Here is a 22,805-nt window from a genome sequence, read left to right as displayed (position 1 = left end):
ATATTTGAGCCCCGCGCGACCGGAGCCAACGACCCATGCTGCCCGATCACCACGGAGGCCCGCACCTCAATAACGCCGTGACCGTCCGCGGCGGGCCCACTCTCCCCAGAGTCGTCGTCGAGGACGGTCACGTCACCAGTGAGACTCCTGAGCGGCTGTTCCGGTTGCCTTGCCGGAGCCCCTTTCCGTCCGGGGATCCGGCGGCGCGCCGTCCGAGGGCGCGGGGGCCACTGCGCCGCGTCCGGTACGAGCGCCCCGGAACTACCTCGCGGCGGCCGGGCGGGGGGCGGCGGCCATCTGGGCGGCGCCGATGATGCCCGCCTCGTTCTGCAGGAGGGCGGGGACGATCGGCGTGTCGAGGTGCACGTGCGGGAGCCACTTGCCGGCCTTCTTGCTGACGCCGCCGCCGACGACGATCAGCGAGGGAGAGAACAGCATCTCCACGTGCCGGAGATACTCCTCGACCCGCGCGGCCCACTTCTCCCAGCTGAGGTCGGACTCCTCGCGGGCGCGGTCGGAGGCGCGGTGCTCGGCGTCCTTGCCCTTCAGCTGGAGGTGGCCCAGCTCGGTGTTGGGCACCAGGACGCCCTCGGTGAACAGCGCGCTGCCGATGCCGGTGCCGAACGTCAACATGAGCACGGTGCCCCGCCGGCCGCGCCCCTCGCCGAAGGTCATCTCGGCCAGGCCCGCCGCGTCGGCGTCGTTCAGCACGGTGGCGCCGCCGAACGTCTCGGCCGCGTCGACCCCGATCCAGGAGTGGTGAACGTTCGCGGCGGTCATGACCACCCCGTCGCGCACCACGCCGGGGAACGTCACCCCGACGGGGCCGGTCCAGGAGAAGTGGTCGACGATCCGCGCCACCACCTCGGCGACCGGACCGGGCCTGGCCGGCTGCGGGGTGGGGACGCGCAGCCGTTCCCGGGTGAGCTTGCCGGCCTCGATGTCGACGGGCGCCCCCTTGATCCCGGAACCACCGATATCAATCCCCAAAACATCCATGACACTCCCTCTCCCCTATCGGCGGCGAATAACGCCGAGCCGGATATTTCCGGTCCTCACTGAACCCGTTCCGGGCCGCCCGCGTATCTCGCGTCACAAGCGCTAACAAGGAGGCACGGATGCGGTTACGCATCATCACACTCTGCGCTGTCGGAGTCGTTCTGGGAGCGACTCTCGCCACTCCCGCACAGGCCACCCCTCGCAACAGGTTCGACGTCGTCAACCTCGTCTCGGACGTCTCGGGCAAGGCTCCCGTCACCGATCCCAAGCTGGTCAACCCCTGGGGGCTGGCCATGGGCAAGACGTTGTGGGTATCCGGCACCGGCAGCGGCAGCGCCACCGTCTATTCCGGAAACGGCAAGAAGGAGCAGACCGAGGTCAACATCCCCGGCGGCGCCCCGACCGGCCAGGTCTTCAACCCCACCGAAGGCTTCACCGTCAAGGGCAAGCCCGCCACCTTCATCTTCGCCAGTCCGAGCGGCGCGATCAGCGGCTGGAACGCCGAGGTCGACCCGAAGAACGCCGTCATCGCCGCCTTCACCCGCGGCGCCGACTACAAGGGTCTGGAGCTGGTCCGGACCGACGACGGCGACTTCCTGCTCGCCGCCGACTTCGCGCACGGCCGCATCCACGCCTTCGACTCCGACTTCCGGCGGATTCAGCTGTCGCGCTCACAGTTCAGGGACCGGGCCATCCCGTCCACCTACTCGCCATTCAACGTGGCTGTCGTGAACGGCAACATCTGGATCGCCTACGCGCTGCGTGACGCGTCGACCGGCAAGTCCGTCCCGGGCGCCGGCAAGGGCTTCATCAGCCGCTTCGACGCGGGCGGCCGCCTGACCGGCCGGATCGCGCGTACCGGGCTCAACGCCCCCTGGGCGATGACGGCCGCGCCGAAGTCCTTCGGGCGGTACGCCGGCGCGCTCCTGGTCGGCAACTTCGGCGACGGCACCATCCACGCCTTCCGCCGCGGGCGCCACCTGGGTGCACTCACCAAGGCGGACGGCCGCAAGATCACCCTGCCCGGGCTCTGGGACCTGGAGCCGGGCACCCCGGCCAACGGCGGCGACAACGCCCTGTGGTTCTCCGCCGGCTCCGACGGCGGCAAGCACGGGGTACTGGGCGTGATCCGGCCCGCCGGGTCGCGTTCGACCGTGACGGCGCCGACCACCTCTCCGTCGCACTCGCCCAGCCACACCAAGAAGCCCAGCTCGTCCTCGCCGTACGGCGGGTACTGACAGCCGGGGCCGCTGACGTTTCCGGCGCGGCCGGCGCGGGCCACGCCGGAGACGGGCGGCACACGGGTGACGGGCCCGCCCGGCCCCACGGGGCGAAGGGCCCGCCCAGCACGGTGCAGGAGGAAAGGCCCGCTCAGCACGGAGCGAAGAGCCTGCTCAGGCCAGCGCCGCGGCGAGGTCGGCAACCGTGCGGAAGTGAACCCCGGTCATGCCAAGGGCGCGGGCGGCCTCGACGTTCGCCGGCCGGTCGTCGACGAACAGGCAGCGCTCAGGAGCGGCCCCGGCCCGCTCGGCGGCGATCTCGTAGATGCACCGGTCGGGCTTGGCCACGCCGACCCGCGCGCTGCTCACCACGTCGTCGGCGAAGCAGGTCAGCCCGAGCGACTCCAGGTGCGCCTCCAGACTGTCCATGGCGTTGGTGACGAGCACCACGGGCATCCGCTCCTGGGCCCTGGCCAGCAGCCGCCTGACCTCCTCGTCGACCCGGAACGGCACCGCGACGAACTCCGCCGCCGCCTGCCTGGCCCGCTCGTCTCCGCCGAGGGCGACCGCGATCGACGCGGCCCTGGTTCAGGCGATAGGTTCCGGTCGTGGTGCCCCGTACCGTGCCCGCGTCGGTCCGCACGACCGCCCGGTCTCCCGCGCCCCGCCCCGGCGGCCGGGCCCTCGTCGCTGGTGGCGCATCCCGTGAGCAGTACGGCTACGGCTGGCGAAATCCCCCATGAACCCACCGTCATGGACCGGCACGGCCAGCCAGAAGGTCCATCGATCCAGGATCGTCCAGGACAAAGTCCCGGCCCCCGGAGGCGTGTCAGTGCCCGGCACTACCATCTCCCCGACGGATCCGGATCGGAACGGTAAGGCATGAAGGATCACCGGCTGCCACGCGAGCTGTGCCGGCTGTTCGCCGACGGCGGCAGGGGCCGCACCCTGTCGGTCGCGCTGCCCGAGGGTGAGGCCGTCTGGCCCGACCCGGGCTACACCAGCCAGGGCGAGGCGTCGCGGCCCGCGTTCTGGATGAGCGACGAGCCGGCGACGGGCGCCGAGTGGGCCCGTTTCCGCGCCGAGCACCCGCGCAGCGGCCTGTGGCCGGTGCTGCTCGACGAGTCGGCCCAGCCCTGGTCGGTCGGCCAGGTGGTGCCCGACGACGCGGCGCTGATCGGCCACTTCACGGCCGAGGGGTTCATGGCGGAGGTGTGGCAGGAGTGGGTGGCCCAGATGCCGCCCGACGCGCTCGACGAGCTCGACCCCTTCGGCGCGATCTGCCCGGGCCTGGCGCCGCCCGGCGTGCCGGCGGCCGATCCGGGCGCCGTGGCCGACTGGCACGCCGAGCAGCTGGCCGGCCGGGGCCTGCCGCTCGGGCTGGTAGCCGCCCACCGGGGCGCCGACGCGCTGGCCGTCATGGGCTGGCAGGGGGCGCTGCACCACAACGAGTGGATGGTGCCGCTGGCGGCGGTCGTGCGCAGCTGGGAGGACCGGTTCGGCGTCCGGGTGGTGTGCGTCGGCTTCAACACACTGGAGCTGAGCGTGGCCGCGCCTCCCGTAGAGCCCGAGCACGCGCTGCACGTGGCGGCCGAGCACTGGGCCTTCTGCCCCGACAACGTGGTCCAGGGGCCCGGCGACCTCCAGGGCTACGCCGAGCAGATCGCCGGCCGGCACACCTGGTCGTTCTGGTGGGACTGACCGCACTCGGATCAGGCGGGTCAGTCCGGGCGGGTCACGGGCGCGCCAGGCCAGTCGGATCACGGGTGGGTCGGGCCGGGCGCGTCAGATCAGGCGGGCCACGGCCCCATAGTTGCCCGACGTGCTCGGCTGCTCCAGGCAGGTGGTCTCGGCGCCGTCGGGCCGCCACTCCGGCACCCACACCAGGCCCGGCGCGACCAGGTCGAGGCCGTCCAGCAGGGCCGTGACCTCGGCCTTGTCGCGGATCGCGTGGCCGGGCAGGGTCATCGCCAGCAGCTCGCGGGCGGCCGGCAGCAGCTCCGGCGGGATGCCGTCGAACGTGGTCTGGAGCAGGGCCAGGTAGCTGTTGGCCGGGGCGGCGTGGCACAGGCACTTGATCACGTGCCCGGCGTGCTCGTCGCCGACGCCGTGCATCGTGACGAGCAGCATGCCGACCGGCCGGTCCCAGTCGAGGAACGTGCGCACCACCCGGTCGGACAGCAGCTCCTCGATCTGCCGCACGTCCCCCTCGACCACGCGCATCGCGTCGGTCACGGGCTCGATCGTGGCCCGGGCGTTGGCCAGCACCATGGGGTCGTTCTCGACGTAGACGACCCGGGCCTCCGCGCCGTGCAGCGTGTCACGGGCGATGTCGTGCAGTTGGTGGCCGGTGGGCAGGCCACTGGGCACGCCGCTGCCGATGATCAGATACTGGTCGACTCCGGCGAGCGCCAGGTGCCGCACCACGCGGGCGAGAAAGCCCAGCACGGCACGGGCGGCGGCGGTGGTCACGGGGGTGGCCTCGTCATAGCGCCGCACGGCCTCGCGGTCGGCCACGAAGTTGTTCTTGCCGCCCGCGGCGGCGTCCAGCATGCGGGTGATGCGAGCCTGAGACATATCGAGTCTCGCCAGATTACGGATGGCGCGCTCGTTCATTTCGTCTCGCCCCTTTCCCCTCGCCAGGCAATGCCGGGAAAGTTCTGGCTTCGTGTCTCACTCGGAACCAAGTTAAAAATGATCCAAATGTCCCAACAATTCAACACATTGGGGCCAACAAAATCAGGAAATATTAGTTTCCGACTTTGTTATGATCATCCTTGGGCGGCCCGGTCACGGTACGCATACAGCAGGTCGAGGGTCTCCTCGCGGGTCGTCGTCGTGACCGACAACTTGGTGAACGCCTGGTGATAGGCCTCGACGGCGGCCGGATCCGTGATCAATTCGTCGGATTCGACGGCGTGCGCGCAGGCGATGTCGGGCTCGAAAGCCTCCGCGAAACGCCAGAGCGTGAACGGCCCCGTACGCGGGAGATAAGCGGGATCTTGAATGGGGACCACGTGCACCGAGATGTGCGGGCGTTTGGCGTATTCGAGAAGCGTTTCGAGTTGCGTCAGATGCGCCTGTGGCTCGGCGATCGAACGCAGCAGCGCGCTCTCGTCCATGATCGCCCAGACGACCGGGCCGCCCTCGATCACCGGCTTCTGGCGGGCCAGGGCGAGCCGGGCCGCGTCGTCGACCGACTCCTGGCCGAGCGTGGCCGGCCCGGAGACCGTGATGGCGGCCCGCGCGTAGCCCTCGGTCCACAGCAGCGCCGGGACGAGCTGCGGGTGGTAGGTACGGATCACCGAGGCGCGCTGTTCGAGCGCGCAGGCGGCGGCCAGCCAGACGGGCACGGCGTCGTCGTCCCAGCGCACCGGCTCGCGCTCGGCGCGAGCGAGCGACAGCACGTGCTCGCGGACGGGCAGCGCGATCACGCCGTAGAGGTCGAGCAGGAGCTCCACCGTGGCGGGTGCGGGCACGACGGCGCCCGCCTCGATGGCCTCGATCGCCGCCTTGCCGCGGCCGAGCGCGGCCTCGACCTGCTCGGGTGACATGCGCGCCGCCAGGCGCAGGCCGCGCAGCCGCCTGCCGAGCGCCTCGCGCTGCGCCCCGGAGAGCGCGGGCGCGACCTCGGGGATCTCCGGGATCCGGGGGGCGGGCTCGGGCTCGGGCTCCCGCTCCGGCAGGCCCTCGGCCCGCCGAGCCAGGCCGATCACGTCGCGCACGACGTGCAGCGAGGTGTCGGACAGGCCCGACGCGGACTCGCCGATCGCCCTCGCCGCCCCCGGGGATCGCTCCTCGCCGAGGTCGGCCTGCTCCTCGCCCACCAGCCAGCCCACGCTGACCTGCAGGCAGGCGGCCAGGGCGCGGAGCACCTGGAGCGTCGGGTTGGTCTGCTTGCCGGTGCGCAGCTGGCTGACATAGGCGCGGGTGATCGGGATGCCGGCCTTGGTCAGCTCGGCCGCCACCTGGGCCCCGCTGTAGCCACGCTTCCGCAGAGCGAGGTCAAGCCGCTCGGCGATGTTCGCCACCTGGCACCTCCCGCCGCCCGTAGGGCCTCCAGCGTAAGGGAAGCCGGGCGTTTCGTCGCATGTCCGGCCGCAGGTCCGGCATTCCGCTCCTTAAACCGATTCAAACTCAAATGATAACTACCAGTTGACACAACTTCGGCCAGGGTCCCACTATCGGACCGACACATGGAAACTGTGACTTGACGGCCGGACGGTTCTGGAGAGTCGCCGGCGAGGAGGAGGCCGGACGTGACCCCCGATCCCCAGAATGGTTCCTGGTTCGCCAGGCGGCCCAAGGCCGTGCCGGCGCAGGACCGGGTGATCCAACGCATCTGTTCCCGGGTGGCACCCGAGAGCAAGCAGGTGCACGTCGCCAACCTGCCGCTCGGCGGCGTGCAGGTCTGGGTCGACGGCAACGGCGAGCGGTGGGTGCTCTACCACCGCATGGCCCGCGAGCTCAGGCTCGCCGGCTGGCACACCGAGGTGGGCGAGGACCGCCTGATGGTCCTCGGCTGGAGCGCCGACTGCCTGACCCACCGGGCCCGGATGCTCGACGCCGCACTCACCGGGCGACTGGCCGACTACGAGCACACCGCCCGCGCGGCCGTCGCCATCGGCACCCGGCTGCGCGACGAGAAGTACCCCGACGACCGCATCGCCGGCGAGGTCCAGGACCGCCTCGGCAGGCAGCTGCGCTGGCCGCACCGGCTGGCCGAGCTCGACGGCCTGGAGCGCACCGCGTCGCTGGAGCCGCTGCGGCTCAGGCTGGCGCAGGTGGCCGGCCTGGAGGCCAAGGTCAGCCGCCGCTGCGCGGAGCACCTGACGCTGGCCTCGCAGATCGTCCGGACACTCGTCGGCGGCAAGGCCCAGCCCTGGTCCCGGTCGCCCGGCCAGTCCGTGAGCCTGACCGAGCGGATGGTCGCGGCGAGCGTGCCCAACTGCCCCGAGATCCCGCGCCCCGAGCCGGTCACCGTCGCCCACCGTGACCTCGCGGAGACGCCGCGATGACTCTGACCTCCCTTCGCGAGCATGTCGCCGGACCCACCGTCGAGCCCGTGGCACGGCCACGGCTCCGGGTCCGGGGACGCTTCGCCATACTGCGCCTGATCGCCTCCGGAGTGGTGATCGCGATCATGGCCGACAGCACGGCGACGATGCTGGCGATCCCCGTGCTGAGCCGTGACCCGATCGCGGCCGCCCTGCCCATGGCCGAGGTCACCTGGGTCAGCACGGTCAACTTCGCCGCGGTCGCCGCGCTGCTGGCCACCGCGGGTCGCTTCGCCGACCTGCTGGGCAGGCGCAACGTCCTCGCCCTCGGTCTGGCCCTCTACGGCCTCGGCGCGGCGGCGGTCATCGCCACCACGTCCTGGCCGCTGCTGCTGGGCGGGCGGGCCGCGCAGGGCATCGGCGCCGCGCTGATGTTCCCCGCCTCACTCGCCCTGCTGCTCGGCGAACTGCCGGCCAACCGCCGCGCGGGCGCCATCGCCCTGTGGAGCGCCTCGTCGGGCATCGGCGCGCTCGCCCTGCAGGGAGCCGGCGGGCTGCTGGTCGAGTCGTACGGCTGGCGCGGCCTGTTCCTGCCCAGCGCCGGGCTGGCGGCCGCGCTGCTGATGCTGACCCCCGCGCTGCCGCGCTCGCGCGGCACGGACCGCCGGGTGCCCGACGTGCTGGGCACGGTGTTACTGGTCGGGGCTATCGCCGCGGCCGTGCTCGCGATGTCCCAGGGCGGCGCGTGGGGATGGACCTCCGCGCGGACACTCGGCTGCGCGGCGGCGGCCGGGGTGCTGCTGGCAGGGGCCGTCACGACGTCGTGGCGCCACGCCGCGGGCGCCATCGACATGCGGCTGTGGCGGCGCCCTGGCTTCCTGTGGGCCGGAGGGGCGTCCCTGTTGTACGGCGCGGCGTCGTTCGTCGTGCTGGCCATGGGGCCGCTGTACCTGAGGTCCTCCGGCTTCGACCCCGTCAGCATCGGTCTCTGGCTGGCCCCGGTGTCGATCGCGATGATCGTGTCGAGCCCGCTGGCCATGCTGGCCGGCCGCCGCATCGGCCTCAACGCGGTCATCTACGCCGGAGCGCTCGCGCTCGGCGGCGGCTGCGCCCTCATGCTGGCCTACCCCCAGCCCAACGTGCTGAGCGTGATCGCCGCGCTGATGCTGGGCGGCGGCTTCGGCGCCCTGTCCACCGGCACCTTCGCGGTCGGCACCATGGCCGCCCATCCCACCCAGTACGCCTCCGCGGTCGGCGCCATCAACACCGCCCGCATGCTGGGCGGAGCGATCGGCGTGGCGGGCGCCTCGGCGCTGGTCGACCAGCCACTGCTGGACGGGCCGATGCCGGGCTTCGCCTCGGTGCTGGTCGCCTGCATGGCCGCGGCCGTGCTGCTCGGCACCGCCGCACTCGTCCGCGTCGCCGGCACCCCGCGCCGCCGGCCGGCCCGCATGTCCAGGCGGGAGGCGGAGGAGGAGCTCATCATGCTGCGCCGGCTCCTCGCCGAGCTCCGCGACAGTTTCGTCCAGGTACGCGACGAGGCCGAGGAAGAACTGGCCCGCTTCGGCGCCCGCGAACCTCTCACCTATAGAGCCGTCAACCAGCGCTGACAGGAGTGGCCATGCTCGCCGACGACCTCCGCAGGCCGTACCAGCACCCCTACGCCGTGACCGCACGCGGCGAACGGCCCGCACCGACCCCCACTTCGAGCGACGACCACCCGAGAACCGCCGCCTCCGCCGAACGCACCGTGCACCGGCTGCACCACATCAGGCAGGTGTCCGACCAGGCCATCAGCGTGATCGACCAGGTGCTCGAGCAGGCGTCTTGATCACCCCCAGAACCCCCAGCGGGAGGAACCCCATGGTCACCATCAAGGTCGAATGCCCGGCGAACGTGAACACCGACCGTCAACGGGAATTCGCGGACACCGTGATCGGGGCCGCAGTGGACATGCTCGGCGTCGAACGCACGGGGGTGCGGCTCGACCTCACCGACGAGGACGAGAAGCGGGCCCGTCGCGAAGCGGCGTTCTGGGCCGCGGCCTGGTCGGGTTGCTGATGACCGCCGACCTCATCCCTCCTCCCGTCCTGGGGGGCAGGCGCCGGTACATGGGGATCGGCCCGGCTCCCGGCCCGCGCGGTGGGCGCGGCAGGATCACCACGGTTCCCGTCCCGCGCAACGGGCACGCGGCCGTCACCACCGTCCCCGGCCCGCGCGGCGGGCACGGCACGATCACGGCACCTGCCACGCCGAGGGTGGCGCCCGTCGTGACGGCGCTGCGGCGCAAGGCGGAGGCCGTGGCCGACGCGGAGCTGGGCCGGCTCGCCTCCCGGGCGCCCGGACTGGACGACTCCGCGCGCGACGAGGTCAGGGACACCGTCCAGCGCGTGGTCGAGGCGTTCCTGGACGGGCCTATCACCCGCGTCACCCGCCACGCGGACTCCCCGCTGGGCGACCGGTACGCCGACGCCCTGCGCACGCTGTTCGCACTCGAAGGTCAGCCCGGAGGGACGGCATGAGGCGAGGCAGAGTGGGCGTGATCGTGCCGCCCGCGAACCCGGCGGCGGAGCCCGAGCTGGCACGCCTGCTCGGATCCCGCGCGGACATGCACGTCACCCGCTTCCCCGTACGGCCGGGACTGGGCCTGGCCGAACGGCTGGAGAGCTACAACGAGGCGCTGCCCGCGATGATCTGCTCCTTCGGCAACCTGCCGCTGGACGCGATGGTCATGCTCTGCAGCGGCTCGCGCTACCTGCTCGGCCCCGACGAGGACCGGTTCCGGTGCGACGAGCTGAGCAGGAGGTTCGGGATCCCGTTCGCCTCGGCGACGATGGCCACGCTGGAGGCCATCGAGCAGGTGGGCGCCGACGAGATCATCCTCGTCTCGCCGTACCAGCCGTGGCTGACCGAGCTCGCCGAACGGTTCTGGAAGTCGGCCGGCGTGAACATCAGCCGGGTGGTGCCGGTGCGGGCGCAGGGCATGTTCGCGCCCTACTCCGTCACCCCAGCCGAGCTGGTCGAGCAGGTGGGCCAGGCGTGCCTGCCGCACGACGCCGTGGTGCTGATCACCGGCACCGGGATGCTCACGCTGCCCACGCTGGTGTCCATCGGCGCCGGCAACGACCGGATCCTGCTCACCTCCAACCTGTGCAGCGCCTGGTGGGCGCTGTCCAGGGCGACGGGCCAGCCGATCCGGCTGGGCCGGGTGCCGCACCGCCCGGCGGCCCAGGGGCAGCGGTCATGAACGGCGTCGTCGTGGTCGGCGCGGGCCCGGTCGGGCTGGCGGCGGCGCTCACCCTGGCCAGGGCCGGCGTGCCGGTCACCGTCCTGGAACGCGAGCCGGGGCTGGCCTCCCAGTCCCGCGCCTCCACCTTCCACCCGGCCACGCTCGACCTGCTGGACGACCTCGGCGTCGCCGAGCAGCTCATCTCCCGCGGCCGGATCGTGGAACGCGTCCAGTGGCGCGACCGGGCCGGCAGCGTGCTGGCCGAGATGGGGATGGGCAGCCTGGACGGGCTGACCCGGCACCCGTTCCGGCTGCACGCCGAGCAGTCCTCGCTCACCCCGCTGCTGCTGGCGGCGCTGTCCGACTGTCCGGAGGCGGACGTGCGGTTCGGCACGCGCGTGGACGGAGTGGCCGAGGGCGGCACCGGGGTGCGGATCCGCATCGGGCACACCTGGACCCGGGCCAAGTACGTGATCGCCGCGGACGGGGCGCACAGCACCGTGCGCAGGTCGCTCGGGCTGCCGTTCCCCCGGTCCAGCTATCCCACCCAGGCGCTGCGCGTCTTCACCGACTCACCGCTCGACCAGTTGCTGCCCCGCCTGGCGCCGCTCACGTACGTGCGCGACGTCGGCCAGTCCTGCAGCCTGCTGGCGCTGCGCGACCACTGGCGGATCATCGTCAGGATCCCGTGCGACGCCCGCGATCCGCTGTCCGCCGCCAACGTCTCCGAGCTGGTACGCCGGGCGCTTCCCGGAGTCCGCCGGCCGGTGCGCGTCATCGGCGCCGACAGGTACGGCCTGGCCCGGGGCGTGCTGTCGTCCTACCGGTGCGGTCGCGTGCTGTTCGCCGGCGACGCGGCGCACCTCACCTCCACCGCCGGCGGGCTCAACATGAACGCCGGCATCCACGACGCCGTCGACCTCGGTCACGTGCTCGCCAACGTGCTCGGCGGCCGGGCCGGCGTCGACGCGCTCGACGCCTGGGCCTGGCGGCGGCGGGCCGTGCTGCTGGAACGGGTGATCCCGCGCAGCGAGGCGCGCGTCGCCGGCGTACAGGACCGCAACACCGCCAAGCTGGCCGCGGCGATGGCGGGGCTGCGCGCGATCGCGGGCGACCCGGAGGCCACCCGCGTCTACCTGGCACAGGCGTCGATGCTCGACACCGTCCCCCACTCGTTCACCTCCCCAGCGGTGAGGCACAGCTGACATGCGCATCTGGTTCCAGAAACACACCGTCGAAGGCCGCTCCGCGCTCCTGGACAAGTTGTACGCCGAGCATCTGGCCCTGGTCACCTCTCCTGGCACCACCGTGGAGATCCACACGCTCCCCCCGGAGACGTACGGCACGGCGTTACCCGAGCACCTGGTCGGTTACGGGCAGCTCGGACTGCTCTTCGGCCACTATTTCGCGCAGACGGCCGTGGCCGCCGAGCGTGCGGGTTGCACCGCGTGGATCAGCGGGGCCGGGCAGGATCCGGGTCTGGCGGTGGCCCGCTCGCGGGTCTCGATCCCCGTCGTCGGCTACGGCGACGCGGTGTGGCAGGCGGCCAGGATGGAGCGCCACCGGCTGGGCGTGATCGGCTTCATCCCCGACCTGGCCGAGCCCATCACCGAGAACATCCGCGCGGCGGGCGCCGAGCTGGCCTCCTATCAGGTCGTCGAGAACGGCACGGCGCTGGTCGAACGCGCGTTGGCACACGACTTCGGGCCACTCGTGGACGCCTATTCCGCGGCCGCGCGGCGGGCGGCGGAGGCGGGGGCGCAGTGGCTGGTGCCGGCGGAGGGCATCCCCAACGTGATCCTGGTCCACCTGCGCATCCACGAGTTCCACGGCCTGCCGGTGATCGACCCCGGCGGGTTGGCGATCAAGACCGCTGAGCACCTGTGCGGCTTGCGGGCACTGAACATCACGGCGCGCGCCAACGCCGGCTACTGGTTCCGGCTGCCGCCCGCAGCCGCTGTCGAACATGCCGAGCGGGTTCTGCTCGGCAAGGTGATCGGAGGCTGAATCGTGAGTTATCCCGCAGACCGACCTCGCCGCCTGCGGCGTACCAACGCCCTGCGCGGCCTGGTCGCGGAGACCCGGCTGCATCCGGCGGACCTGGTGCAGCCCCTGTTCGTCCGCGAGGGGCTGGACGAGCCCAGGCCGATCGCCTGCATGCCCGGCCAGGTCCAGCACACCCGCGACAGCGTGCGCAAGGCGGCCGCGGCTGCGGCGCGGGCCGGCGTCGGCGGGCTGCTGGTCTTCGGCATCCCGGAGGCTAAGGACCGCGACGGGCGCGGCGCCTGGGACGAGCACGGCATCACGCAGCTGGCACTCGCCGACATCGCCGCCGAGGTGGGCGACCAGATGGTGGTGATCGGCGACGTCAACCTGGACGAGTACACCGAGCACGGGCACGTCGGCGTGCTCGACGCCGGCGGCGACGTGGACAACGACGCCACGCTGCGCGCGTACGCCGAGGTCGCGGTCGCCCAGGCCACGGCCGGGGCCCACATGGTCGCGCCGAGCGGCATGATGGACGGCCAGGTCGGCGCGATCAGGGCCGCGCTCGACCGGTCCGGGCACCAGCGGGTGCCGATCCTGGCCTACGCCGCCAAGTATGACTCCGCCTTCTACGGCCCGTTCCGCGACGCCGTCGAGTCCCGCCTGGTCGGCACCCGCTCGACGCACCAGCAGGATCCCGCCAACCTGCGCGAGTCGTTGCGCGAGGTGCTGCTGGACGTGGAGGAGGGCGCCGACATGGTGATGGTCAAGCCGGCCGGGCTCTACCTCGACGTGGTGCGCAGGGTCGCAGACCTGGTCAACGTGCCGGTGGTGGCCTACCAGGTCTCGGGCGAGTACGCGGCGATCGAGGCGGCCGCCGAGCGCGGCTGGCTCAACCGCGACCGCGCGATCCGGGAGAGCCTGGTCGCGATCCGCCGGGCCGGGGCGGGCAGCGTGGTGACCTACTGGGCCACCGAGGTCGCCGAGCAGCTACCGGGCTGACCGGCCGGCAGCACACACAGCGGGAAGGAGATGGGACTCGGATGTGGCGAACCCTGTCGGAGGACGCTCGCGAAGCCGTTCGCGAGCTGTGCGACGGCTACGGGCCCCATCTCTACGACTACTGCCGGACGGAGCTCGCCTCGAGCGACGCCGAGCTGGCCGTGGCGGGAGCGCTGCTGTCGGCGCAGGCCCGCGCCGACCGGGTGGAGCAGTCGTCCCTGCTGCGCCCCTGGCTGTACGCGCTGGCCCGCGCGCACCGCACCTATCTGGCCACTCCCACCAGCGTCGGCTCGTGGTCGCGGCCGGGCAGGATGTCGGATCTGCTGCCCGAGGCCCTGCGCGCCCTCGACCCGCCGCACAGGGAGCTCCTCGACCTGTCCGTACGGCACGGCCTGACGAGCGCGGAGATCGCGGTGATCTTCGACGTGGGCCCGGACGAGGTCGAGACCATCGTGCTGGAGGCGGCCGACGGGCTGGAGGAGTGGTTCGCCGCCGTCATCGCCGCGAGGACCCGCCATGGGTGCCCGGCGTTGGAGTCCCGGGTGACGGACTGGGCCTCCACGCCGGGCAGGCGGACCCGCGCGCGGATCAGCCGTCACATCGCGCGCTGCGGCGACTGCCGGCGGGCGCCGCGCACGATGGTGGCCGACACCCTGCTCCGGCAGATGCCGATCGCGCCCGCGCCGAGCACGCTCGGCGAGCAGCTGGCCTGGGCGCTGCCGCTGCCCGGTGAGGCCGGAATGTGGCGCGACGACGGATTCCCCACCCAGGTGCGCGGCCTGACGGAGCCCGCGCCACCCCCGATCTCCTCGGTCCCCGGCCCCACGACGGGGACCAGGGGGAGTTCCGGGCCGGTGGCGGGCGCGGCCGCCGCCGGCCCGGAGCACACCGACGACCTGGCCGCGCATCGCACCACCAGCCGGCACGCCCGGCCAGGTCCGCCCGACCAGGGACCGGCCTCGGACGACGAGGCCCTGGTCACGACCATGCCGATCCGCAGGGCGGCACCGGCCGGCCGGGGCCGGGGGCCCATCCTGGCCGCCCCCGTCTATCTCCCCGACGACGTCACCGAGCTCGCCGACCCCGTCCAGCCCACCGACCCCACCGACCCCACCGCCCCCGCCGGCCCGGCCGAACCCGCCGACCCTGTCCACACCGGCGTCTCCGGTCTCTCCGGCTCGGAGGCCGCGGCCCGAACGGGCACCGGAGCCGCGAACGGCATCGTCGTTCCGGCTTCGACGGTGCCCGGCCCTGACTGGGCCATCGTCCGACGCGCCCGCGGAGGCGTGCCGTACCGGAACCTTCCAGCGGCGTCCGCTCACGACCGGAGCACCAGCGGCCCGGCCGGTCACGAGAGGGACCCCTCACGCCGGGCCGAAGGTGGCCCGCCATGGGAGCACCACACGGACGATGGCCCACTGGGGAAGGTCGTGTACGCGCCGGCGGCGCGGATCCGGGCCACGGCCGAGGACCTGACACCGGCTCCCGAGGCCGGCGGCGAGCCGGTCTGGGCGCGCGGCAGGGAGAGCGAACCACCGTGGACCGGCGGGAGCGAGAGCGGTCCGGCCTGGGTGCCCGGCGGGCAGGTGGTGGAGCTGCGGGTCGGGCGGGACGAGTTCTGGCAGAACCGCCCCGACGAGGCCGAACCCGAGCCGGCGATCACGATCAGGACGGTGGCCCGCGTCGGGCTGTTCGTCGGCGTCGGCATCCTGGTCGCGGGCCTGGCCTGGTCGGGGCTCAACGCCCGCCAGCGGATGACCGTGATCTCCGAGATGTCCGCGCCGGGGCCGGTGGTGACGCCGGTGCCCGGCGGCCGTCCCTCGCCCCAGGCGGCGGTGCCCGTGCCCCCGCCGGGCGACGCCGCGACGCCCGCCGCGAGCCCGGCGGAGAGCTCGAACGTGGGCCCGACCGTGGCCGGCACCATGAGCCCGGCGGAACCGTCCGGGGAACGCGCGACGGGCACGTCACGGCCGAGCGAGACGGGGACGACCCACCGGTCACCGGTCAGGCAGGCGGTCCTGCCCCGCCCGAAGGCCCCGGTGGCGTCGCTGACGCCCGCCTCGATCAGTCTGGACACCCGGCGCACCGGTTCGTTCGCGCTCGCCTGCAAGGGCGGCGCCTGCCGCGTCACGTCCGTCACCGGCTCGCGCGGCATCGCCGTCTCCGGCAGGTCGTTCCGGGTGAAGGCGCCCGCCTCCCGTCCCGACTGCCCCGGCCCGGCGGTCACCGGGTCCGGCACGATCACCGTCCGCTGGCAGGGCACGGCCAGGGGCGACGGCCGGACGACCGCGGGCACCACCACCGGCGGGGGCACGCTCAAGCTCCGCGTGACGTGGAAGGTGCCGAGAGATCCGGGCCCGTACGTGCAGGACGGCGAGGGCGGCGGCACCTGGACCAACTGCGGCTGGTACCAGTGAGGAGGGGATCTGGACAGGACCGCCGGGTGGTGGTCGGCGTGGCAACCACCCGGCGGTCCGGCACGTCCTCAGGCCGGCCGTCCGGCACCGGTCAGAAGAAGCTGAACTCCGGCTCCGGCTCCGGCAGCCACAGCCGCTCGGGGCCACGGAAGGCGCCCTGGTCCTTCGGCACGTCCACCAGCGGCGTGCCCAGCACGAACGGCACCGAGACGCTGCTCCGGGCGAGGTCGACCGTGACGTTCGCGCCGGTGCCGGTCTCGCTGGTGTAGGTCCCGTCGGTGCCCGCGATCACCAGGGCGAGACGGTGCCCCTTGGCGAAGGTGTAGTCGTGCGGCAACGTCTCCCACCTGACCGTGCCGTACGTCCCGACGGGCAGCGGAGCGGGCGCGCTGAGCGAGTCGCGGTTGCGCACGTCGATCCAGCCGCGGGCGACGATCTCGGCGGGCCGGTCGGCCACGTTGGTGACGACCTTGCGGTAGCAGGCGTCGTCGGCGGCCGTGCTCTCGCCGTGGCAGTCCTCCTCGGCGACGGTGGTGATGCCCTGGCCGCGCCGCCAGTCGACGCGGGTGGCGTCGCCGAAGTCGACGAGCAAGGCCGTCAGGTTGGCCGTGGGCTGGTCGAGCTTGACCCTCAGGTCCGCCGTGGGCGTGCCCGACAGTCGCAGGCTGAGCGGGAGCGGCCCGGTGGTGAAGGCCACGCGGCCCGGGTCGGCCGTGCCCACGTTCGCGATCATGTCCGACTCCGACATCCGCACGTCGGCGAACGACGCGGTCGCGCCCTTGGCGGCCGGCTTCAGCCCGAGCGAGCCGTCGGCGGCCGGACGCAACCGGAGCTTGGCCGCGTACGGCGCCGGCCAGTCGCGCTGCGTGATCCACTGCGTCGGCCCCACCTGCACGTCGGCGCGCGGCTCGTTCATGATGCCGTTGCGCACGCCGTGCAGCCAGTGGTCGAACCAGCGGTGCAGCGTGTCGACCCACAGGTCCCTGCGGCCCTCGAAGTCGAACGGGTCCACGTGCTGGTACTGGCCGACCCAGATCTTGCGCGGCACGTTCCGCTTGGCCAGCGCCTGCCACCAGGTGGAGAAGTTGTCCGGCTTGACGTTCAGGTCGTTGCTGGTGTGGGCCACGAAGACGCTGGCCCTGACCTTCGAGACGTCGCCCAGCAGGCCGGAGATGTAGTCGCGCTCGGCCCAGAAGGCGTTGTGGTCGCCGGTGTCGTCGCCGTCCTCGGCGTCCATGCGGTCGCGTACGGCCTGGCATTTGGCCTGCGGATCGGTGTCGATGTAGTCGGCCAGCCAGGAGGCGTAGTCGTAGTTGTAGACCACGCCGTTCGAGCGCTGGTACTTGTACCAGGAGCTGATCGCCGAGATGGGCACGATCGTCTCCAGCCCGCGCACCCCTGTGGCGGCGACGGCGTTGGCCAGCGTGCCGTCGTAGGACTTGCCGATCATCGCGGCCTTGCCGGTGGTCCAGTCGGCCACGGCAGGGCCGCCGTCGGCGCGGAACGCCGGGGCGCGGCCGTTCAGCCAGTCGATGACCGCCTTGCCGCCCAGCACGTCGGCCTTGCCGCCGATGTCGGGGCAGCCGTCGGACTTGGTGGTGCCGAGCATGTCGACGTTGAGGACGGCGTAGCCACGGGGCACGAAGAAGTTGTCGTAGTACAACGGAAATTTCGTGACATTCCCGTTGGCGTCGTAGACCTTCCGCTCCCCCTCGTTACCGCGTCCGGAGTTGTCGTAGTAGGGGCTCTCATCGATGATCACCGGCACCTTGAGCCCGGGGCCGGACTCCTTGGGCCGGATGATGTCGACGCGGACCCTGTCCAGCCGGCCGTCGGCGTCGCTGTCGACGGTGGACTCGACGTAGACGTGCTCGCGGACGGCGTCCGCGTAGGAGAAGACCGGTTGGGTGCGGTTGTTCTCGACGGTGATGACGGGCCCCACGGCCGCGTGGGCGGGGGCCGCCATCGCCACCGTGAGGGCGACGGCGAAGAGGGCCGGGCGTAATTGTGGCACGCGTGTCCTCCGTGGCAGATGATCGCAAAGGTAATCGCAATCTCTCAGACGCCCGGTGGCCTGACAAGCGCCGCGCCCCCGCCCACCGCGGGCCGGGCCGCGACCCGGCCCGCGGGTGGCCGCGGTCCCGCTCCGGTCAGCCCGGGAAGGCCAGGGTGTCCCGCCGTTCGTCCACGGGTGGCTCGGGCTCTCGCCGGCCCCGCCTGGAGGACAGCCGCGACGCGGCCAGCGCCAGCAGCGCCCCACCGGCGGCGGCGATCAGCAACGCGTACCCCGGAACCCCGCTCTGCCCGCCCGGCGGGGAAGCCGCGGCGGCCGGGACGGCCGGCGCCGTCGCGGGCGGGGTGGCGGGCGCGGTGGCGGGCGCGGTGGCCGGCGTCCCTGCCGATGGCACGGCGGCGGCCTTGGAGGGCTGCCCGTCGCGCGGGAACCCCGGCGGCCGGATGTCACCCCAGTAGTCCTTGCCCACCCGCATCACCACGTCGTCGGTCACCGGCCGCACCTCCAGGCCGCCCGGGACGCTGAGCGTGCCCACGAGATAGGGCTCGAACCGGCCCTGGACGCCCTCGACGCGCCACGATCCCTCGGGCACGGCGATCGCGGTGACGTAGTGACCGCGTTCGGGCAGCGGGGTGCCGCGGAAGGTCAGCTCCTTACCGCCGTCGCCGGTGAGCCGCAAGCCCGTCTCGCCCAGGTCGCCCTCATAGGGGTGGCTGCCGTGCTGGAGCACCCAGAACCCGAGCGTGTACGTCGTGCCGGGGGCGAACCGCTCGGGCATCGGGTCGAGATAGGTCACCGCCCAGTTGCCGGTGGCCGAGACCGGGAGCGCCCCGGCGGCCAGCGCGGCAACCGCGACCAGGATGGTCACAATCCTCTTCATCACACACCTCCGGTGTTGGTACACCGGAGAGGCGGCGCGGGTTCCCGGGGGTCAGCGGTGGGCGCGGCCGAGGATGTGGGTCATGGAGGGGGAGCCGGGCGCCGGACGGAAGACGAAGCGGTCGTTCGCCTCGATCGTGAACCCGGCGTCGCGGATGGCGGCCGTGGTGTCGCGGTTGGGGCGGCAGCCACCGCACAACCGCCACCACAGCGGGGTGACGAGGTGCTCCAGGGTGGCCCGGACCCGCCTGCCGGAGCGTACGTGCTCGAAGAAGCGCAGCTCACCGCCCGGCCGCAGGACGCGGCGCAGCTCGGCGAGCGCGGCGGCCTGGGACTCCACGGAGCAGAGCACCAGCGAGACCACGGCGGCGTCGAACGTCGCGTCGTCGAACGGCAGCTCGCCCGCGTGCCCGGCGACGACCTGGACCGGCACCGGCGAGGTGGGCGCGGCCCGCTCGGCCAGGCCGCGCAGCACGTCCTCGGGCTCGACGGCGACGACCTCCCGGACCTCCGCGGGATAGTGGGGGAAGTTGAGGCCGTTGCCCGCCCCTACCTCCACCACCCGCCCGGACAGCCCGGACAGCAGCCGATCGCGGTGCCCGGCCATGCCGAACCGTTCGGCCTGGCCGCTCATCCGTTCGTACATCCGAGCGAACCGAGGATGCTGATAGCGCGAGAGGTCCCCCATGCGGCCACACTAGGTCGCGCGTGGCCCGGGTGCGTGTCCCGTCGCGGTGGCGTCCGGTGGGGCGCCGTTCACAAGCGCGACCCCGGCCGCCCTCGGCGCCGACGGTCTCGTCGCGAGCTTTCACCGTCTGTGCCGTGGTCGCGGCCGGGGTGGCCCCTGATCTCGCTCGTCCTCGTCCCGGGCGTGCTCGCCGGGCATGACCTGGGCTCCGGGCCCCGGTCAGGAGGAGTCGTTGTTCATGTAGCGGTCGATCTTCCACTCGTTGCCGGTCTTCTTGAGGATGAAGAACTCCCTCATCTTCTGGCCGTCCTTCTCGCTGGACGCGCGGACGAAGGCCCAGTCACCGGCCGCGGCCGCCTCCTCGATCTTGTGCGTCGCGGTGTCCTTCTCCTTCAGCATCTCCTTGTAGAGCTTGGTCAGCGCGTCCGTGCCCTCCGCGGTCGCCATGCCCTGGACGGCGGCGAGCCCCTCCGGGGTGTACGCGGCGACGGCCTTGTCCGCGTCACCGGCCTTGAGGGCGTCGAAGTACGCCTGGACGGCGGCCTTCGGAGAGCCCTGCTCGGCGCTCTCCGTCGCCCCCGGGCTCATCTCCGAGCCGGTGGGCAGGGGGCTCATCTCGTTTTCGGGCGGCATCGGGCTCGTGGTCTCGGTCGGCGGACTGGCCACGCCCATGGCGGACGTACTGCCTCCGGCCGCGCACCCCGCGAGTAGGGCAGGAACGACGACGGCCGTCAGCAGGAGCGATTTGCGGTGGAAGTTCTGGTGCATGCCCGCTTGATGCCCAGGCGATCTCCGGCCGAATGCCCACTTGTCCAGTCCGGACGCGCCCTTTACGGAGCTAAGGGGCATCGAGGTCAGGCACTAGAACTCCGTGACGATCTCCGCAGGCGGGTATACATGGCCGCTTTGATGACCCATGGGGAGGACGCAGCGCCGTTCGGAGTCGACGCTGCGGCAGCGCTGGGCGTCCTCGCGTTGCGGCAGCGGTTGGGGCTCGTTGCTCAACTTCGACTCGACCTCAGGCACCCCGAGGACGTTACGTTGGGACCACGAAGGGGTGGTCGCGATCTGATCACGATCGGACCTCTGAACGATCTCACGCCGTCCAGTGAAGCGTGACCGTGAGCAAGTTTTCCGGTTGCCTCCGAGGGCAGGTGGCGGCGCATGCCTGCCCAGAACGATCCTCCCGAGGAGGACCCGGTCGTGACGGTGACGGCTTGCGAGGACGGCCCGCTGCTCGTGCGGGGCCGGTTCGCGCTGCTGACTCAGGACGGCGTGCCGATCGATCCCGGCAGGGCCACGGTGGCGCTGTGCCGGTGCGGCCGGTCGTCGGTCAAGCCGTTCTGCGACGGCTCGCACAAGGTGGCGGGCTTCCGGGCCGCGAGCGAGCCCGCCCCGCCGGCCTGACGCCGGCGTTCGCGCAGCCGGCGCGGCGAGTGGGCGGCCGTGCCGAGCCTGCGGCCCGCGTACCGCACTCCCCCGGTCAGCGCCGCCCCCACGGCCAGCCAGCTGCAGGTGGCCCGTTCCAGCACCCAGACCGGGGCGAACAGCGACGCGCTGCCCGGGAAGACCCGTCGCCCGCCTGCCCGCCGCCGCCCCGCCTCGGCCAGGCCCACGACCAGCCCGGCGCCCGCCAGCAACGCCCTCCACCGCCCCCGCGCCAGCCCCGCGGTCACGGCGGGCAGCACGGCCAGGAACAGCCCCATCCGCACCGGCTGTGCCAGGTCGTCGTAGGCCTGCCGGACCCGCTGCGACCAGAACCGCCGCGCGTCGCACGGCAGCCGCCGGACGTAGAGGCCGGGGTCGTGGACCTCGATCCCGTCGTGGGCGCGGACGGTGCGGATCAGCTCCAGGTTCTCGAACAGCACGTCGCCGTCGTAACCGCCCATCCGCAGGAAGAACTCCCGGCGCAGGCCGAACGTCCCCGGATAGTCGGCACCCAGCCCCCGGTTGAGCAGCGTGCGGGCGGTGTCCCAGCGGGCGTGCCAGGGCGCCGGGTCGAAGTAGTTCTGCGGCCGGACCAGGTCGGCCCCGGCCAGCAGCGCGTGCATCCGGCGCAGTCCCGCCACGTCGTAGCGGACGTCGTCGTCGGCGATCACCACGCGGTCGGCGCGGGCCAGCCGCAGCCCGGTGGTGACGCCGGCCACCTTGCCGTTGGCGAAGCGGAGGCCGGCGTCGGGAGGCACGTGCAGGGCCAGGCCGCGCCAGCGGCGGGCGTGCCGCTCGAACAGCCCGGCGGGGCTGCCGTCCACGACGACGACCCGCACGTGACGGGCCAGGCCGCGCAGGTAGCCGGTGAGCTCGTCCAGCCCCGAGTCGTCGTCCCAGCGCAGCGGCAGGACATAGTCGAGGTCCATCACACCGGGCTCGACGCGACGCTGTCACCGGCCAGCGAGGTCCGGCCCCGCTCCCAGCGGGGCATGACGTGACCGGCCCACAGCCGTTCCAGGGTCAGCGCGCAGGCCGCGCCCCACAGCAGGACGCCGGTCTGCTCGGGGTGCTCCGTCGCGAACCCGACGCACATGTCGTGCACGGCGATCTGCTCGTGCACCGCGTCGGCCTGCACGTGCTCGTCGTAGAAGCGGGTGGCCACGGCATCGCCGCCGAGCCGCCGCAGGCCCATGGCGTAGCGGCGGTTGGGCTGCGAGGACGTCATCTCCAGGGCCGCCAGATGGCCGAGCGCGGCGCCGCGCAGCCTGCGGTGCAGCCCGAACAGCGACATGGCGTTGGAGATCGCCAGCGTGATGGGCGGCACCCGGCCGAGGTAGGCGCCGTAGGAGTCGTCCAGGCCGAGGTGGCGCATGGTGCCGCGGAACAGCTCGGCGTGCATGCGCTCGCGCCGGCCGCCGCCGTACTCGTCGGCCTGGATCTCCACCAGCGCGGCCTTGGGGCCGCCCCGCAGTCGCGGAATCACCCAGGTGTGCGGGTCGGCCTCCTTGAGGTGGTAGATCGACCGGTGGACGACGAACTCGCGGAACTGCTCCAGGGTGGCCTCGCGCCGCATGAACGCCGACACCGACGGCCCGTCGGCGGCGGCGGCCAGCTCGTTCAGCCTCCGCCGCACATCGCGCGGCCCCACCGGCTCCGGCCAGGGCACGGCCCGCGCCAGCGCCTCCTCGAAGGCCCGCTCCAGCATCGCGCGAGCCCGCAGCAGGGACGGCTCCCACTCCCAGCGGTCATCCACGTCGTCGAACCCCTGGTAGTGCAGCTCGTAGCAGGCGAACAGGGCGAGCTGCAGATCGGGATCCTCCAGGTCGGGCGCCGCGGACGGGAGGGGCGGCGCGGTGGCGCCGGGTGCCTCGCGAAGCCGTTCGAACAGGTGCGCGGTGATGGGACCGCGGGCCTCAGGCAGGCGTATCGGAATCACTCCCAAG

22 protein-coding genes and 1 pseudogene are annotated in these 22,805 nt (G+C 72.8%); 13 read left to right on the top strand and 10 right to left on the bottom strand.

Annotated features, from left to right (window positions below):
* Positions 1-261: 261 nt before the first annotated feature.
* A complete protein-coding gene (gene ppgK, locus AC5L3X_RS14190; RefSeq protein WP_494857370.1) occupies positions 262-999 on the bottom strand; it encodes a polyphosphate--glucose phosphotransferase in 738 nt (245 codons plus the stop codon).
* 119 nt (positions 1,000-1,118) lie between these two features.
* On the opposite strand from ppgK, the gene AC5L3X_RS14185 reads away from it, so the two are divergent.
* Positions 1,119-2,237 carry a TIGR03118 family protein gene (locus AC5L3X_RS14185; protein WP_494857369.1) on the top strand — a complete coding sequence of 373 codons (1,119 nt, stop codon included), beginning with the start codon at positions 1,119-1,121 and terminating at the stop codon, positions 2,235-2,237.
* Positions 2,238-2,393: 156 nt separating this feature from the next.
* On the opposite strand, the gene AC5L3X_RS14180 is transcribed toward AC5L3X_RS14185, so the two are convergent.
* A complete protein-coding gene (locus tag AC5L3X_RS14180; RefSeq protein WP_494857478.1) occupies positions 2,394-2,792 on the bottom strand; it encodes an HAD family hydrolase in 399 nt (132 codons plus the stop codon).
* A 309-nt stretch (positions 2,793-3,101) separates the two neighbouring features.
* Here AC5L3X_RS14180 and AC5L3X_RS14175 point away from each other — a divergent pair, with 309 nt between their 5' ends.
* The gene (locus tag AC5L3X_RS14175) at positions 3,102-3,920 is read left to right on the top strand and encodes a DUF4253 domain-containing protein (RefSeq protein WP_189128203.1); all 819 of its coding nucleotides are present in this window, start codon (positions 3,102-3,104) and stop codon (positions 3,918-3,920) included.
* 84 nt (positions 3,921-4,004) lie between these two features.
* Here AC5L3X_RS14175 and AC5L3X_RS14170 read toward each other — a convergent pair whose 3' ends face one another.
* Positions 4,005-4,796, bottom strand: coding sequence for an SAM-dependent methyltransferase (locus AC5L3X_RS14170; RefSeq protein ID WP_494857368.1), 792 nt, complete (start codon positions 4,794-4,796; stop codon positions 4,005-4,007).
* 194 nt (positions 4,797-4,990) lie between these two features.
* A complete protein-coding gene (locus AC5L3X_RS14165; RefSeq protein ID WP_494857367.1) occupies positions 4,991-6,250 on the bottom strand; it encodes a DUF5753 domain-containing protein in 1,260 nt (419 codons plus the stop codon).
* A gap of 228 nt (positions 6,251-6,478) precedes the next feature.
* Between AC5L3X_RS14165 and AC5L3X_RS14160 the strand changes: the two genes are divergently transcribed.
* From AC5L3X_RS14160 to AC5L3X_RS14115, 10 genes are read left to right on the top strand one after another with little or no spacing between them, the layout of a single operon-like run.
* Entirely contained in the window at positions 6,479-7,237 is a 759-nt protein-coding gene (locus AC5L3X_RS14160; RefSeq protein WP_189128200.1) for a hypothetical protein, read from the top strand.
* Positions 7,234-8,826 (top strand): MFS transporter, encoded by a 1,593-nt coding sequence (locus tag AC5L3X_RS14155; RefSeq protein WP_494857366.1) that lies wholly within the window; start codon positions 7,234-7,236, stop codon positions 8,824-8,826. The genes AC5L3X_RS14160 and AC5L3X_RS14155 overlap by 4 nt, the downstream gene beginning before the upstream one ends.
* A gap of 11 nt (positions 8,827-8,837) precedes the next feature.
* Positions 8,838-9,047, top strand: a complete 210-nt coding sequence (locus tag AC5L3X_RS14150; RefSeq protein WP_189128198.1) for a hypothetical protein — start codon at positions 8,838-8,840, stop codon at positions 9,045-9,047.
* Positions 9,048-9,079: 32 nt separating this feature from the next.
* Positions 9,080-9,277, top strand: a complete 198-nt coding sequence (locus tag AC5L3X_RS14145; protein ID WP_189128197.1) for a hypothetical protein — start codon at positions 9,080-9,082, stop codon at positions 9,275-9,277.
* A gap of 50 nt (positions 9,278-9,327) precedes the next feature.
* The gene (locus AC5L3X_RS14140) at positions 9,328-9,738 is read left to right on the top strand and encodes a hypothetical protein (RefSeq protein WP_494857365.1); all 411 of its coding nucleotides are present in this window, start codon (positions 9,328-9,330) and stop codon (positions 9,736-9,738) included.
* The gene (locus AC5L3X_RS14135; RefSeq protein ID WP_494857364.1) at positions 9,735-10,463 is read left to right on the top strand and encodes a maleate cis-trans isomerase family protein; all 729 of its coding nucleotides are present in this window, start codon (positions 9,735-9,737) and stop codon (positions 10,461-10,463) included. The genes AC5L3X_RS14140 and AC5L3X_RS14135 overlap by 4 nt, the downstream gene beginning before the upstream one ends.
* Positions 10,460-11,650, top strand: a complete 1,191-nt coding sequence (locus tag AC5L3X_RS14130) for an FAD-dependent oxidoreductase (RefSeq protein WP_494857363.1) — start codon at positions 10,460-10,462, stop codon at positions 11,648-11,650. The genes AC5L3X_RS14135 and AC5L3X_RS14130 overlap by 4 nt, the downstream gene beginning before the upstream one ends.
* 1 nt (position 11,651) lies before the next feature.
* Positions 11,652-12,452 (top strand): aspartate/glutamate racemase family protein, encoded by an 801-nt coding sequence (locus AC5L3X_RS14125; protein WP_189128193.1) that lies wholly within the window; start codon positions 11,652-11,654, stop codon positions 12,450-12,452.
* Positions 12,453-12,455: 3 nt separating this feature from the next.
* The gene (hemB, locus tag AC5L3X_RS14120; protein ID WP_494857362.1) at positions 12,456-13,433 is read left to right on the top strand and encodes a porphobilinogen synthase; all 978 of its coding nucleotides are present in this window, start codon (positions 12,456-12,458) and stop codon (positions 13,431-13,433) included.
* A 41-nt stretch (positions 13,434-13,474) separates the two neighbouring features.
* Positions 13,475-15,850 carry an RNA polymerase sigma factor gene (locus AC5L3X_RS14115; protein ID WP_494857361.1) on the top strand — a complete coding sequence of 792 codons (2,376 nt, stop codon included), beginning with the start codon at positions 13,475-13,477 and terminating at the stop codon, positions 15,848-15,850.
* Between the two features lie 91 nt (positions 15,851-15,941).
* Here the strand turns inward: AC5L3X_RS14115 and AC5L3X_RS14110 are convergent, their stop codons facing one another.
* From AC5L3X_RS14110 to AC5L3X_RS14095, 4 genes are all read right to left on the bottom strand, one after another.
* Positions 15,942-17,864 carry a Xaa-Pro dipeptidyl-peptidase gene (locus tag AC5L3X_RS14110; protein WP_225263274.1) on the bottom strand — a complete coding sequence of 641 codons (1,923 nt, stop codon included), beginning with the start codon at positions 17,862-17,864 and terminating at the stop codon, positions 15,942-15,944.
* Between the two features lie 136 nt (positions 17,865-18,000).
* Positions 18,001-18,744: a hypothetical protein gene (locus tag AC5L3X_RS14105; RefSeq protein ID WP_494857360.1), complete on the bottom strand. Its 744-nt coding sequence runs from the start codon at positions 18,742-18,744 to the stop codon at positions 18,001-18,003.
* Between the two features lie 51 nt (positions 18,745-18,795).
* The gene (locus AC5L3X_RS14100) at positions 18,796-19,431 is read right to left on the bottom strand and encodes a class I SAM-dependent methyltransferase (protein WP_189128190.1); all 636 of its coding nucleotides are present in this window, start codon (positions 19,429-19,431) and stop codon (positions 18,796-18,798) included.
* A gap of 219 nt (positions 19,432-19,650) precedes the next feature.
* Positions 19,651-20,199, bottom strand: a complete 549-nt coding sequence (locus tag AC5L3X_RS14095) for a YybH family protein (protein ID WP_494857359.1) — start codon at positions 20,197-20,199, stop codon at positions 19,651-19,653.
* Between the two features lie 396 nt (positions 20,200-20,595).
* Here AC5L3X_RS14095 and AC5L3X_RS14090 point away from each other — a divergent pair.
* Positions 20,596-20,733 (top strand): annotated as a pseudogene (locus tag AC5L3X_RS14090) (hypothetical protein); the annotation flags it as partial.
* Here AC5L3X_RS14090 and AC5L3X_RS14085 read toward each other — a convergent pair.
* Together AC5L3X_RS14085 and AC5L3X_RS14080 are read right to left on the bottom strand one after the other, a co-directional pair.
* On the bottom strand, positions 20,697-21,788 hold the full coding sequence (locus AC5L3X_RS14085; RefSeq protein ID WP_494857358.1) for a glycosyltransferase family 2 protein: 1,092 nt from the start codon (positions 21,786-21,788) through the stop codon (positions 20,697-20,699). The pseudogene AC5L3X_RS14090 and the gene AC5L3X_RS14085 sit on opposite strands and share 37 nt — an antisense overlap.
* Positions 21,788-22,798, bottom strand: a complete 1,011-nt coding sequence (locus tag AC5L3X_RS14080; RefSeq protein ID WP_494857357.1) for an iron-containing redox enzyme family protein — start codon at positions 22,796-22,798, stop codon at positions 21,788-21,790. Before AC5L3X_RS14080 ends, AC5L3X_RS14085 begins: the two co-directional genes overlap by 1 nt.
* Between the last annotated feature and the right edge of the window lie 7 nt (positions 22,799-22,805).

This window comes from Nonomuraea sp. CX421 (assembly GCF_059358955.1).
This window is presented reverse-complemented; position numbering and strand designations above follow the sequence as displayed.

Bases quoted from the DNA above. Each gene is read 5' to 3' on its own strand.
- ppgK (WP_494857370.1), bottom strand. From the start codon at position 999: ATGGATGTTTTGGGGATTGATATCGGTGGTTCCGGGATCAAGGGGGCG.
- AC5L3X_RS14185 (WP_494857369.1), top strand. From the start codon at position 1,119: ATGCGGTTACGCATCATCACACTCTGCGCTGTCGGAGTCGTTCTGGGA.
- AC5L3X_RS14175 (WP_189128203.1), top strand. From the start codon at position 3,102: ATGAAGGATCACCGGCTGCCACGCGAGCTGTGCCGGCTGTTCGCCGAC.
- AC5L3X_RS14170 (WP_494857368.1), bottom strand. From the start codon at position 4,796: ATGTCTCAGGCTCGCATCACCCGCATGCTGGACGCCGCCGCGGGCGGC.
- AC5L3X_RS14155 (WP_494857366.1), top strand. From the start codon at position 7,234: ATGACTCTGACCTCCCTTCGCGAGCATGTCGCCGGACCCACCGTCGAG.
- AC5L3X_RS14150 (WP_189128198.1), top strand. From the start codon at position 8,838: ATGCTCGCCGACGACCTCCGCAGGCCGTACCAGCACCCCTACGCCGTG.
- AC5L3X_RS14145 (WP_189128197.1), top strand. From the start codon at position 9,080: ATGGTCACCATCAAGGTCGAATGCCCGGCGAACGTGAACACCGACCGT.
- AC5L3X_RS14140 (WP_494857365.1), top strand. From the start codon at position 9,328: ATGGGGATCGGCCCGGCTCCCGGCCCGCGCGGTGGGCGCGGCAGGATC.
- AC5L3X_RS14135 (WP_494857364.1), top strand. From the start codon at position 9,735: ATGAGGCGAGGCAGAGTGGGCGTGATCGTGCCGCCCGCGAACCCGGCG.
- AC5L3X_RS14130 (WP_494857363.1), top strand. From the start codon at position 10,460: ATGAACGGCGTCGTCGTGGTCGGCGCGGGCCCGGTCGGGCTGGCGGCG.
- AC5L3X_RS14125 (WP_189128193.1), top strand. From the start codon at position 11,652: ATGCGCATCTGGTTCCAGAAACACACCGTCGAAGGCCGCTCCGCGCTC.
- AC5L3X_RS14115 (WP_494857361.1), top strand. From the start codon at position 13,475: ATGTGGCGAACCCTGTCGGAGGACGCTCGCGAAGCCGTTCGCGAGCTG.
- AC5L3X_RS14105 (WP_494857360.1), bottom strand. From the start codon at position 18,744: ATGAAGAGGATTGTGACCATCCTGGTCGCGGTTGCCGCGCTGGCCGCC.
- AC5L3X_RS14100 (WP_189128190.1), bottom strand. From the start codon at position 19,431: ATGGGGGACCTCTCGCGCTATCAGCATCCTCGGTTCGCTCGGATGTAC.
- AC5L3X_RS14095 (WP_494857359.1), bottom strand. From the start codon at position 20,199: ATGCACCAGAACTTCCACCGCAAATCGCTCCTGCTGACGGCCGTCGTC.
- AC5L3X_RS14085 (WP_494857358.1), bottom strand. From the start codon at position 21,788: ATGGACCTCGACTATGTCCTGCCGCTGCGCTGGGACGACGACTCGGGG.